Origin of the sequence: Ligilactobacillus sp. 110_WCHN (genome assembly GCF_030518115.1) — a bacterium.
Taxonomy (GTDB): Bacteria; Bacillota; Bacilli; order Lactobacillales; family Lactobacillaceae; genus Ligilactobacillus; species Ligilactobacillus aviarius_C.
On record NZ_JAULLI010000008.1, the window covers coordinates 1 to 12778 of the forward strand.

Annotated in this window: 15 protein-coding genes; 11 read left to right on the forward strand and 4 right to left on the reverse strand. The window is 40.1% G+C overall.

What is annotated here, in order from left to right; all coding sequences use genetic code 11:
• Positions 1 to 14 precede the first annotated feature (14 nt).
• From Q3C15_RS03890 to Q3C15_RS03900, 3 genes are all read right to left on the reverse strand, one after another.
• Positions 15 to 971 (reverse strand): diacylglycerol kinase family protein, encoded by a 957-nt coding sequence (locus tag Q3C15_RS03890; protein ID WP_302704244.1) that lies wholly within the window; start codon positions 969 to 971, stop codon positions 15 to 17.
• Positions 972 to 1232: 261 nt separating this feature from the next.
• Positions 1233 to 2912, reverse strand: coding sequence for a ribonuclease J (locus Q3C15_RS03895; RefSeq protein ID WP_064208148.1), 1680 nt, complete (start codon positions 2910 to 2912; stop codon positions 1233 to 1235).
• Positions 2913 to 2915: 3 nt separating this feature from the next.
• On the reverse strand, positions 2916 to 3128 hold the full coding sequence (locus tag Q3C15_RS03900) for a DNA-directed RNA polymerase subunit epsilon (protein ID WP_057827743.1): 213 nt from the start codon (positions 3126 to 3128) through the stop codon (positions 2916 to 2918).
• A gap of 185 nt (positions 3129 to 3313) precedes the next feature.
• Here Q3C15_RS03900 and Q3C15_RS03905 point away from each other — a divergent pair, with 185 nt between their 5' ends.
• Positions 3314 to 3796, forward strand: coding sequence for a hypothetical protein (locus Q3C15_RS03905; RefSeq protein ID WP_283577043.1), 483 nt, complete (start codon positions 3314 to 3316; stop codon positions 3794 to 3796).
• 194 nt (positions 3797 to 3990) lie between these two features.
• On the opposite strand, the gene def is transcribed toward Q3C15_RS03905, so the two are convergent.
• A complete protein-coding gene (gene def / locus Q3C15_RS03910; protein WP_289554539.1) occupies positions 3991 to 4548 on the reverse strand; it encodes a peptide deformylase in 558 nt (185 codons plus the stop codon).
• Between the two features lie 104 nt (positions 4549 to 4652).
• Between def and Q3C15_RS03915 the strand changes: the two genes are divergently transcribed.
• From Q3C15_RS03915 to Q3C15_RS03960, 10 genes are all read left to right on the forward strand, one after another.
• On the forward strand, positions 4653 to 4931 hold the full coding sequence (locus Q3C15_RS03915; protein WP_064208186.1) for a UPF0223 family protein: 279 nt from the start codon (positions 4653 to 4655) through the stop codon (positions 4929 to 4931).
• Positions 4928 to 5701, forward strand: a complete 774-nt coding sequence (locus Q3C15_RS03920) for an inositol monophosphatase family protein (protein WP_283577123.1) — start codon at positions 4928 to 4930, stop codon at positions 5699 to 5701. Before Q3C15_RS03915 ends, Q3C15_RS03920 begins: the two co-directional genes overlap by 4 nt.
• A 123-nt stretch (positions 5702 to 5824) precedes the next feature.
• Positions 5825 to 7666: a translational GTPase TypA gene (gene typA, locus Q3C15_RS03925; protein ID WP_064208150.1), complete on the forward strand. Its 1842-nt coding sequence runs from the start codon at positions 5825 to 5827 to the stop codon at positions 7664 to 7666.
• A 161-nt stretch (positions 7667 to 7827) separates the two neighbouring features.
• Entirely contained in the window at positions 7828 to 9024 is a 1197-nt protein-coding gene (locus Q3C15_RS03930) for an FtsW/RodA/SpoVE family cell cycle protein (RefSeq protein ID WP_204778677.1), read from the forward strand.
• An 11-nt stretch (positions 9025 to 9035) separates the two neighbouring features.
• Positions 9036 to 9353 (forward strand): YlbG family protein, encoded by a 318-nt coding sequence (locus Q3C15_RS03935; protein WP_064213030.1) that lies wholly within the window; start codon positions 9036 to 9038, stop codon positions 9351 to 9353.
• Entirely contained in the window at positions 9350 to 9907 is a 558-nt protein-coding gene (gene rsmD, locus Q3C15_RS03940) for a 16S rRNA (guanine(966)-N(2))-methyltransferase RsmD (RefSeq protein WP_204778678.1), read from the forward strand. The genes Q3C15_RS03935 and rsmD overlap by 4 nt, the downstream gene beginning before the upstream one ends.
• Position 9908: 1 nt before the next feature.
• Positions 9909 to 10397 carry a pantetheine-phosphate adenylyltransferase gene (gene coaD / locus Q3C15_RS03945; protein ID WP_346781142.1) on the forward strand — a complete coding sequence of 163 codons (489 nt, stop codon included), beginning with the start codon at positions 9909 to 9911 and terminating at the stop codon, positions 10395 to 10397.
• Positions 10381 to 11430 (forward strand): SepM family pheromone-processing serine protease, encoded by a 1050-nt coding sequence (locus Q3C15_RS03950; protein WP_302704286.1) that lies wholly within the window; start codon positions 10381 to 10383, stop codon positions 11428 to 11430. The genes coaD and Q3C15_RS03950 overlap by 17 nt, the downstream gene beginning before the upstream one ends.
• An 87-nt stretch (positions 11431 to 11517) precedes the next feature.
• On the forward strand, positions 11518 to 12195 hold the full coding sequence (locus Q3C15_RS03955) for a helix-hairpin-helix domain-containing protein (protein WP_302704289.1): 678 nt from the start codon (positions 11518 to 11520) through the stop codon (positions 12193 to 12195).
• Positions 12196 to 12237: 42 nt separating this feature from the next.
• A complete protein-coding gene (locus Q3C15_RS03960) occupies positions 12238 to 12720 on the forward strand; it encodes a ComE operon protein 2 (protein WP_302704290.1) in 483 nt (160 codons plus the stop codon).
• Positions 12721 to 12778 lie beyond the last annotated feature (58 nt).

Genomic DNA, 12778 nt, shown 5'->3' on the forward strand with positions numbered 1-12778 from the left:
CATTGTTACTCGGTTTATTTTTGCCGGCGTTCCTCCAACGAAACACTGTCAGCATTGATCCAAAACGGATAACTGATCAGTTTTAAATAAAGATCGTTATATTTACCACCCAATTCACGGCAATCGACTTGAGTCTGTTCAAGCGAGTTAACGGTAATGTGAAGATTATCAGTCCGCCAATGATGAACAAATGGCAATTTAGTCGGGTCACCGAATTTTCGGGTCGCAACAAAAATCAAAAATAAGAAAATGTTGACCCGATCAACAATGGTGACTTCAATTGGTTGATCATTGTTTGAAAAGTCACTTTCTTGTGTTCGATTTTGAAGGTTAACGATAAATGCGCGTTTGTAAAATTTATACTTATGGCCGATTCGCAAGGTTGCGCTAAAAGCATCGGCACTATTGTAATATGCTTTGCAAATATCAATGACGTTTGCAAGCCACCGACAGTGCGTTCGCAACCAGTGGTGATGTTCGCGGGACCGAAGATTGGCAAGATTAGCTGCCATTCCAATCGAATAGTTATCTAAAAAATAACCGGTTTCTTCATGATTGGATTCATAGTACTGAATTAATGAATATTGAACCGCTTCGGTTGCATTTAAAATTTGTTTAAGGGCAACAAGGGGATTGGGCGCAATCCCAAGCTGATCAGCAAATTGATGATGACTGCTGGTGCAGATAAAAGCAAGCGGTAAATCATGGACGTCGGCTTCTTTAATTCCCGTTAATACTTCATTTAAGGTTCCATTGCCACCAATTACGAGGACAACGTATTTTTCATAGTCGGCGTAATCAAGATTTTTAAGGAAAGTTTGAATATTGGCTTGAGCGTCGCCGGCAACGCTTGTTTCGGTTGCGCGGTAATCCACGGCATGTTCATCTAGATATTTTTGAATTTGTTTCCAGTCTTTTTGGGATTTGCCTAAATTCGCGTGTGGATTTGCAATCACGTAAAATGATTTCATTTTTTCCGCTCCCTTATTGATCTTATCTAGAATAATTATCTCATGTTACAAAAAAATTACAAGCCAAATTATTTAGTCAAATCAATAAAAGAAGGTGTGACAAAACGTTAAAAACGAGCGTGGTGGAAGTAGAAAAACGAACGAATCGCGCAAGCATAGATTCGGAGGTTTGCGTTCTTCCACTCAGCTCGTTTGTTTTGGAACCCGATTATGCGGATATAGCAAAGAGGTTGTGACTTATGTCACAACCTCTTTTACATCTTAAATTGTTACAAGCATTGGTAAAATCATTGGATGCCGTTCTGTTTGTTCATAAAGGAACAATTGCAAATCAGAAATAATGGCATCTTTGATCATTGCTTCGGTGATTTTTTTATTGTTTTTAAGAACCCGGTTGATTGTTCGAGCAATTCGCCGTTTGCCTTTACTGATCAATTCTCCAGATTCACGCATGTAGATAAATCCCCGTGAAAGAAAATCAGGTCCGGCGATGATTTTATGTTTCTTCATATCGATCGTTGCGACAACGACAACTAATCCTTCTTCTGAAAGGGCCCGTCGATCACGTAAGACAATGTTGCCGATATCGCCGATTCCGGAACCGTCAACGTAAACATCACTTGCATTAAAGTGACCAGCAACCCGCGCAGAATCTGCTGTTAATGCCAAAACGTCACCGTTTTCCAGGATAAACGAACGGTCTTGCGGAATATCACATTCTTCAGCTAATTCAGTATGGATCTTTAACATCCGGTATTCACCGTGAATCGGCATGAAGAATTTTGGCTTGATCAGCCGTAACATTAATTTCTGTTCTTCTTGGCCACCGTGACCTGAAGCGTGAATGTTGTTGACCTTTCCATGAATTACATTGGCGCCGGCTTCTTCAAGTTCATTGATTACCCGGTTAACACTGGTTGTGTTTCCTGGAATTGGTGAACTTGAGAAGACGACCGTATCACCAGGTTGAATTGATACCTGACGGTGGGTTCCATTTGCAATTCGACTTAACGCTGCCATCGGTTCACCTTGTGATCCCGTACATAAAATCATGACTTGATTTGCAGGAAGGTTATTAATATCCCGCGCATCGACGATCGCATCTTCTGGAATGTCAAGGTATCCTAATTCACGTCCGTTTACGATCGCAGCTTCCATACTTCTTCCGAAGACAGCAATCTTCCGTCCGCGTTTGATGGCGGCATCCGCTGCTTGCTGAATCCGTGAAATGTTTGAAGCAAAGGTAGCAAAGATAATCCGGCCATCAACCTTTTCAAAAATGTGCCGAATTGAATGGCCGACCCATTTTTCAGATTTCGTGAAGTTTGGAATTTCAGCATTTGTACTATCTGAAAGGAGACACAAAACACCATCTGAACCTAATTTAGCCATCTTTTGCAAGTTCGGCGGCTGGTGGGTGATTGGTGTCAGATCAAACTTATAGTCTCCAGTTTCAACGATCGTGCCGGATGGGGTTTTAACCGCAACCCCTAAGGTATCCGGAATCGAGTGGGTCGTTCTGAAAAATGAAACACTTGTTTTTCTGAATTTGAGAACGGTGTCTTCATTGATTTCATGTAACTCGGCTGTCCGAAGTAATCCATGTTCTTCAAGCTTGCTCTTGATCAATGCAAGGGGAAGGGGTCCCGCATAAATTGGAACATTGATTTCCTTAAGTAAATATGGAATTCCCCCAATGTGGTCTTCGTGACCGTGAGTAATTACAAGGGCTTTAACTTTCTGTTTATTAGCGACGAGGTATTGGAAATTCGGAATGACGTAGTCGATCCCAAGTAAATCATCTTCAGGGAACTTAATTCCCGCATCGATCACGATGATTTCATCTTGAAATTGGACCCCGTACATGTTCTTCCCAATTTCGCCCAGACCGCCGATTGCAAATACAGCCGTCTCATTATTTTTTACTTTAAGCTGTTTCATAGGCTAAAACTCCGTTAACTTAAAGTTCTCGCTTTGCTTTTCATATTCTAAAGTCTTGTCATCGAGGCCTTCGATAAATTCAACGTTGTATTCTGTGTTTTCTTCAACGAGTAACCGGGCTTCAACTTCTGACTTGGCTTCAAGATATAAAGTTTCGGTGTTTTCACGCCGCGGATTGATCCGTTTGGTTGGTTGATAATATACTTTAAAAATCATACTAAAATCTCCTTTAATAATGTATTGTTTTGAAATTACCGAACAAGGATTGCTTACACAATAATTATTTCTATTTTAGCATATTGAAGAAATTAAGTATAGAAAGCAAATCAATTCAGAAATAAATGTTACAATTTAGTGAATCAAAGCAACGTGTTTTATAATGAAGACGGTAGGTGATTAAAATGCTAAAGTGGATTTTGATAATCATGGTTATTTTGGTTGCTGGGGTCACAATTTTAGTATGGAAAAATCAAAAGAAAAAGAAGGCCTTGCTTTTAGTTCAAAAAGAAAGTCAGAAGATTACGGATGAAGCTTTTACAGCGGCAATTCAGCAAATTTCGTTAATTAGGTTTGAAAAGCCGATCAAGCTGCATTCGGAATTTGTTTCAAATATCTGGGGAAGTAAGGTAACGGCGTTTGAATATTCAATTGAAATTCCCCAAATTGAAACTCAGGATCTTACTAAAATTAAGAACGAATTAACCGAAAAATTGCAAGCGTACGCAAATGAAAAACATCTTGCTGCGTATAAAGAGCATCCAGTATTTGTTGTATCGGATATTTGGATTTTTGCAGGGGTCTTACACATCGATGTTTCGCACATTACGAATGCTGAAACGTGGTCGTATGTTGAAGACGTTGCTAAATCAGATCGAACAAATTAAAAAGAGAAGGTGTGACAAAACGTTAAAAACGAGCGTGGTGGAAGCAGAAAAGCGAACGAATCGCGCCAGCATAGATTCGGAGGTTTTCGAATTAGCTTCGCGTCACCACATAGCTCGTTTGTTTTGGAACCCGATTATGCAGATATAGGAAAGAGGTTGTGACCTGTGTCACAACCTCTTCTTTGTTTCATCAATTATTCTAAAATTAAAGTTCCTTCAGGGGCACTGAATGGATTATCTTTATTAATATGGTCAAAGAATAAAATTCCATTTAAGTGATCAATTTCATGTTGAACAACGATTGCAGGATAATCTTTTAATCGTTGAACATGTTCATTCCCGTCAAGATCAAACCAGCGAAGTTTGATTCGATCAGCCCGCGGCACATACCCTGGAACATCGCGGTCAACTGAAAGACAACCTTCACCTTCTGCTAACGCAGCTTTTTGAACTGATTCACTGACGATCGTTGGGTTAACGAGAACATGTTTAAAAATCGGTTCTTCACCTTCAGCTCCCGGAACAAGGACCGCTGTCATTCGAATTGAACGGTTAACTTGCGGGGCGGCTAATCCGACACCTGCGCGTAAATGATACTTTTCAGCAATTTTTTCATCTTGACTATTTTCAAGAAATTCCATTAAATCATGGGCAAGTTTTTGATCTTCTTCTGATAAGGGGAAGGTTAAATTTTCAGCCCGCTTGCGCAGTGTTGGATGACCTTCACGGATAATGTTATCCATTGTAATCATGTAAATTTCCTCCTTATTACGATTAATGCTTTACCATTAATCATACCACAAAGTATAATGATTTTAGAGTTATATCTTAAATCTAAAAAGGGTGATTGGTGGACATGAAAGAAAACTATGAGTATCCGTTGATGCCGGAATGGTCTAAGGATGAGATCATTACAATGGTTGAGTTTTATGCTCAGGTTGAAGATGCTTATACGACGGGCGTTGCCAAGGACGAATTCATGAAAATGGTGCGGAAGTTTAAGGCAATTGAACCATCGATTGCAGCTCAAAAGCAACTTGACCGTAAATTCAAGGAATTATCAGGATACAGTATTTATCAAGCAATTAAAACGGTAAGTAATTCATCTAAAGAGCATGTAAAGGTGGAAAAATAATGGAATGGCAAGTAATTGACGAAAAAATTAAACGGTGGATGTTTGAAGCACGCGAGATGATTCTTGCAAGTTTTGATACAAAATTGGATATCAACACGAAATCAAACCGGAATGACTTGGTAACCAATATGGATAAAAAAATCGAAAAGTTTTATATTGATCACATTCATGAAAGCTTTCCGGATGCGAAAATCATGGGTGAGGAAAGCGAAAAGGATGCCTTGCAAGATGCTGACGGGCTCTTTTTCGTGATCGACCCGATCGATGGTACGATGAACTTTGTTAAACAACAGGATAACTTTGCTAGCATGATTGCGGTTTATCAAAATCATCAACCGATTTTGGGCTACATTTTAGATATTCGGAATAATAAACTTTATTGGGGCGGAAAATCGATCGGCGTTTACTGTAACTTTAAACGGTTAAAGGCGCCGCAAGATTTAACGCTGCGTGACGGTCTTTTAGGAGCAGGCTTACCGATGATTTTAAATGATGAATATCATTTTCAGGAAATTGCGCGTGAGGCTTCCGGAGTTCGCATGTATGGCAGTGCGGGAATTGAATTTATCAACGTTTTAACGGGTAAAACATTAGGGTATGTTTCACGGTTGCATGCCTGGGATTATGCGGCCGGGAAGATTCTTGCCGAAGAACTTGGTTTAGTTGTTCAGGCGATTGACGGAACGGATATTGATGTGCTATCATCAAAAGTTGTATTAGTATCGACAAGAAGCGCAAACGAGAAAATTAATCAAATTATCAATGCCTAATATTAACTGTGGCGGTGGTCACAGTTTTTTTATGACACTGCTTGAAAATCAGCAGATGATTTTCAAAAAGAATGAAAATGCACTTTTAGGGTCGAAAAAAAGAAAATGAAGGGAAGATAAACATTGAAAAGACGCGAAGACATCCGCAATGTTGCTATTATTGCGCACGTTGACCACGGTAAAACAACGTTAGTTAACGAAATGTTAAAACAATCTGATACGCTTGATTCACACACTGAAATTAGCGATCGTGCAATGGACTCAAATGATATTGAAAAGGAACGTGGAATTACGATCCTTTCAAAGAACACAGCCGTTAAATATGGCGATAAACAAATTAATATCCTTGATACCCCAGGACACGCCGATTTTGGTGGCGAAGTTGAACGAATCATGAAAATGGTTGACGGGGTTCTTTTGGTCGTTGATGCTTTTGAAGGAACAATGCCCCAAACGCGTTTTGTTTTGAAGAAGGCATTAGAACAACACTTGACACCAATCGTTGTTATTAACAAGATTGACCGCCAAGGGGCACGTCCAGAAGAAGTTGTTGACGAAGTTCTTGATTTGTTTATCGAACTTGGTGCTGATGAAGATCAACTTGATTTCCCTGTAATTTATGCATCAGCGGTTAACGGAACAACTTCAATGGATCCAGATCCATCAACTCAAGAACACACAATGGATCCAATCTTTAAGACAATTTTAGATACGATTCCTGCTCCAATTGATAACTCTGACGAACCATTACAATTCCAAGTTGCAATGCTTGATTATAATGACTTCGTTGGCCGGATCGGAATTGGACGTGTATTCCGTGGAAAGATCAAAGTTGGCGACCAAGTTACGGTTATGAAACTTGACGGTTCACAACAAAACTTCCGGGTTACGAAATTATTCGGGTTCATGGGTCTTAACCAAGTTGAAATTCAAGAAGCCAAGGCCGGCGACTTAATTGCCGTTTCAGGAATGGAAGAAATCAACGTTGGGGAAACTGTATGTCCGGTTGATCATCCTGAAGCATTACCATTGTTACGGATCGACCCACCAACATTGCAGATGACATTCATGCAAAGTGATTCACCATTTGTTGGTAAGGACGGCGATAAGGTTACTGCCCGGAAGATTGAAGACCGCTTAAGAAAGCAACTTCACACTGACGTTTCATTGAAGGTTGAAGATACTGATTCACCAGATGCATGGACCGTTTCTGGACGTGGTGAATTGCACCTTTCAATTTTGATTGAAGAGTTACGGCGTGAAGGCTTTGAATTAGCTGTTTCACGGCCAAAGGTTATTTACCGTGAAATTGACGGCAAGCTCTCAGAACCGTTTGAAGCAGTTACAATTGATACACCTGATGAATACACTGGTTCAATCATTGACTCATTGGCACAACGCAAAGGTGAAATGAAGAACATGGAACCAAACGGCAATGGTCAAACACGGTTGGAATTCTCAGTTCCAACCCGGGGATTGATCGGTTACGATTCACAATTCTTATCAATGACACGTGGATACGGAATTTTGAACCACACATTCGATGAATACAAACCAGTTATTCGGAACTGGGAACCTGGACGCCGGAATGGTGCTTTGGTATCAATCAACCAAGGCAAGGCAACAACGTATGCTATCATGGGGGTTGAAGGTCGGGGAACGATCTTCGTTGATCCAGGAACAGAAGTTTACGAAGGAATGATCGTTGGAAAGTCATCCCGTGAACGTGACATTTCAGTAAACGTTACAAAAGGAAAGAACTTAACTAACGTTCGGGCAGCTGCAAAGGACCAAACAGCAACGATTAAGACTCCAGAACACCTTACATTGGAAGAAAGTATGGAATTCTTAAACGAAGACGAATTGCTCGAAGTTACACCAAATCACTTACGGTTGCGGAAGCGGATCTTAAATACAAATGCCCGTGAAAAAGCAGCTAAACGTGATAAGCGTGCTAAACAATAATAATTAATGGAAAAAAGGGTCGCTGCGGTGGCTCTTTTTTAGTTAGCGTTTTGTAAATTTATTGCGAATCATTTTATGGTATAATTTTACAGAATGTTTCAAAATATTTAGAAGGGTGGTTAAGCATTAGGTTGTTAATCACTTCTGGACCTAATAAAGATATGAAAAAGATTAGAGAGAAATTGAAATATTTTGATTGGATGCTGTTTATTCCATATGCAATTCTGTGTGTTATTGGAATTGTGATGGTTTATTCGGCAAGTTCGATCAATTTATCATACGTTGGGTTAAACTCAGCATCGTATATGATCAAGCAAGCAATCTATGTTGTTATCGGAATGATTTTAATGTTCTTGCTGGCCCATTTTAAAACCAAATGGTGGGTCAATTCAAAATTTTTAATGGTCGGTTTCGTTATTATGGCAGTGGCCCTTTTTGTTGCAAAGTTCTTTACAAACGCAATTAACGGGGCAAATGGATGGATCCAACTTGGACCAATCAGTATTCAACCGTCTGAATTTGCTAAGTTGTTCAATATTCTTTTCTGTGCCTATACCTTTTCAAATTGGGCTGATCGGCGTGAACGCGGACTAGGTCATGGAAATGGACCATATGTTGCACTTGCAATAATTTTGGGATTGATTATTTGGGAACCTGATGTTGGGGGATTCATGATCAACTTCGCAATTATCATGATCATGTACCTTACTTACCGGGATCCGGAAACAAGTAAGTGGAATCGAATCAATAATCAAACGTTTCTGATCGGATTGATTATTCTGTTTGTTATTATGTTACAGGTTCCACGATTTAAGTTCATTCAAGATTTAAGCTCGCACTTTTATCAGATTCAACGGTTTACGGCGTTTTATCATCCGTTTAAATACTCAGCCAGTGTTGGACGGCAGTTAGTCAACTCATACTATGCAATTAGTAATGGGGGCTTCTTTGGCCTGGGTCTTGGAAACAGTATTGAAAAACGGGGATATTTGCCTGAACCGTATACTGACTTTATTTTGTCAGTTACAACGGAAGAGCTTGGATTTATTGGGGCAGCCGTACTGGTCATCCTCTTACTATTCATTATTTTACGGGTTTACTTGATCGGAATTCGGTCGAATAATTTATATAACCGGCTTTTCTGTTTTGGTGTGGGGACGTTTATGTTCGTTGAATCTTTCTTTAACATTGGGGCGGTAATCGGTCTTTTGCCAATCACTGGGGTTACGTTCCCGTTTGTTTCATACGGGGGATCAAGTATGCTGGTCCTTTCGGCGGCCCTTGGAATGGTAATGAATATTTCAGCTAATCAGAAACGGCATACTGAAATTGATCCGTTTGAATATTACAAGAAATAGAGTGAATTGAGATGACAGAATTTGAAGAAAATCCACGTCAGGGTGTGATCGTTTATCTGTATCGGTTACGAAACAGCAGACAATTACGCAAGTTTGGTCAAATTCAATATATTTCAAAGAAAATGAAATACGTTGTCCTTTACATGGATCAAGCTGATGTGGAAGGTAACATTGAACGTTTAAAAAAATTAAAATTTGTTAAACACGTTGAACCTTCAGTCCGGCCATTTCTCCGGGTTGAATATTCCGGCTCAGAAGACGGGCAACATTATGAGATGACTGAAGAAGATCGTGAGAAATTTAAGAAAATGAAGAGTGAAGCCAAATGAGAATTATTGCAGGAAAGTTTGGGGGCCGAAGATTAAAGGCGGTTCCGGGAATGAAGACCCGTCCAACAACGGATAAGGTTAAGGAATCAATGTTTAATATTATCGGCCCGTACTTTGATGGCGGCAATGTCCTTGATTTATTTGCTGGAAGTGGAGGTTTAAGCATTGAAGCCGTTTCGCGGGGAGCAGGTCAAGCTTATTTGATTGATCGGCAATATCAAGCAATTAAAACAATTAAGGAAAACGTGGCGGTTACAAAAGCGGAAGATCAATTTCAAATTTTTAAAACTGATGCCCGCAAAGCGCTGACGAAGCTGGCTGAAAAGCAAATTAAATTTGATTTGGTATTTCTTGATCCGCCATATAAGCAGCAAAAAATCGTTGATGATTTACTGAAAATGAAAACGTTGGGATTATTAAACCCCAATGCAACGATCATGTGCGAGACTGATCAAAATGCAGGGCTTCCTCAAAAAATTGACGGGTTTGAATTTTTAAAAACCGTGACGTATGGGATCACGGTGCTCACAATTTATCATTATGTAGGTGATTAAAATGAAAGCGATGTTTCCAGGAAGCTTTGACCCAATTACAAATGGTCACTTGGATGTGATTGCACGCGGAAGTCGGATGTTTGATGAATTAGTCGTAGCAATCATGACGAATTCCAGTAAGCATGCGTTATTTTCAACTGAGGAGAAAATGACGATGGTAACGGATGCTGTTCGTCCATATTCAAATGTGAAGGTAATTGCAATGGCGGACGAACTAACCGTCAAGACGGCTGCTAAATTAGGTATAAATGTTATTTTACGGGGAGTTCGCAACGTTGACGACTTTCAATTTGAACAGCAAATTGCAACAATGAACCGGGAATTAGATTCGAGGATCGAAACGTTCTTGTTGCCAACCTCTCCGGAAGTTGCATCGATTTCATCCTCGATCGTTAAGGAAATCGGCCGGTTCCATGGAGATACAGCTAAATTTTTGCCAGCAAAAGCGCAGGCAATGCTCGAGGTAAAGTTCAATGAAAAAGAAAAGTAAAAAGCTAATTATTACGATAATTTTGGCGGTGATCCTCGTGTTAGCCGTCTTTTTGCCGATTCCGTATTATATTGAAGTTCCTGGGTCAGCCCAGAATATTTCACAATATATTCAAGTTGACAATCAAACGAAAAAGACTGCTAACCAAGATGGGACGTTGATGCTGGTTTATATTCGTGAAATGCACGCAACGCCGTTATCATATGCGATGAGTTTTTTGAACCCATTTGCTGATCGTGACAGCGCGGCTGACCTGTATCAAGGGTCAAACGAAAAGGATTATCAGACTGTTCAACAATACTACATGCAAGATGCAATCAATGAAGCAAAGTATGTTGCTTTTAAGGCAGCACATAAAAAAGTTGAACGTAAGTATTTAGGCTTATATGTTATGTCAGTAATGCCCAATTCGAGTTTCAAGGGTAAATTACACGTTGGGGATACCGTTGAATCTGTGAATGGAAAGCATTTTGGCGATTCGCAAGCGTATATTAACTACATCAAAGGTTTGCCTCGTGGTTCAAAAATCAAGATTGGGGTTTTAAGCGGATCAAAGCATAAAACGTTGACGGGAATTACGAAGCGATTGGGTGACACGCAACAGTATGGGATTGGAATCACCCTTGCAGATCGAACGGAAGTTAAAACGCCGATCAAGGTTCAAGCTAACATGGATGGAATTGAAGGTCCGTCGGCAGGGTTAATGATGTCGTTGCAAATTTATGATGATTTGACCCATCAAAACCTTCTTCATGGACGGAAGGTTGCGGGAACAGGAACGATTAACGCTCAGGGACAAGTCGGTGATATTGGCGGCGCTGATAAAAAGGTGGTTGCCGCATCACGTGCAGGGGCATCGATTTTCTTTGTTCCGGATAATCCGATTCCACCGGTGATCAGAAAAGCTTACCCTGATTTACAAACCAATTATCAAGAAGCGAAAAAAGCTGCAAAGAAGATTCATACAAAGATGAAGATCGTTCCGGTCCGGACCTTTAATCAAGCACTTGAATATTTGGAAAAAACAAAATAAAGAAGTTGAAGAAAGACGATTTGATTTTATCAAATCGCCTTTCTTTTTTCGTAGCTAATAATAGGCAAGCTTCAAGGAGGAAATAAAATGTTGATTGAGTCTCTTCAAGAATTCTGGGAAAAGTACCGGGTTCAGATAATTATTGGTGGATTAGTGGTTGGAATTCTGGCTGTTTTATTTTTACCGGGCATCGGCGGGCGGTCGAATGAGCAGCAATCGATGACTGATATTCGGCCAACGTCAATCAGCCAAGGTTCAAAAAAGAGTCAGGCTGGAGAAATGAAGCCCCTCGCCACTTCAACTGGAGATGTTTATGTTGATATTAAAGGGGCTGTTCATCATCCCGGAGCGTATCAAATGGCAACTCAGCAGCGGGTCGGGGACGCGGTTCAAAAGGCAGGCGGTTATACGCCGGAAGCCGATCCTAATCAAGTCAACCTTGCACAAAAAATTACTGATCAGATGGTAATTTATATCCCGCGAAAGGGCGAAAAAATTCCAATTGTCAATTCGACTTCGACCATGAATCCCGGAACAACGCCAAGTCCAACAGCCACTGAATCAAATTCGAATGGAAAGGTTAATTTAAATACAGCAACTCTTGAACAACTGAAAGGATTAACCGGCGTTGGCGAGAAGAAGGCTCAGAAAATTCTTGAATACCGGCAACAGCATGGACAGTTTAAATCGGTTGAGGAATTAAAAAACGTAAACGGCTTTGGTGAAAAAAGTTTGGCAACTTTGGCTGAACAAATTTGTGTATAAATTTCTTGGTATATAATAATTAATATCAACGGAGGTGTTTTTATGAAAAATCAACGGATTCCTTGGAATCAGTACTTTATGTGTCAGGCTATTTTACTGTCAATGCGCGGAACATGTAAACGACTTTCAGTGGGAGCAATTTTGGTGCGTGATGACCGGATTATTGCTGGCGGTTATAATGGGTCAGTTTCTGGGGATGTGCACTGTATTGACGAAGGTTGTTATTTAGTTGACGGCCATTGTTTACGCACGATTCATGCTGAGATGAATGCGATTTTGCAATGTGCGAAATTTGGAATTCCGACAAGCGGGGCAGAAATCTACGTGACGGATTTCCCATGTTTGCGATGTACAAAGAGTCTTTTGCAAGCAGGAATCAAGAAAATTCACTATTTAAGAAATTATCATAACGATCCATATGCCGTTTCATTACTTAAAAAGAAAAATATCGAGGTTGAACAGGTAAAAATTAATTCTAAATATCTCGAATCAGTTGTTCAAGTTGCTGACGAAAACGCGGAATAATTTTTCGAAAGTATTTTTTATTATTTTATGCCCTTGAAGCGCTTGCGCTTAACTACTG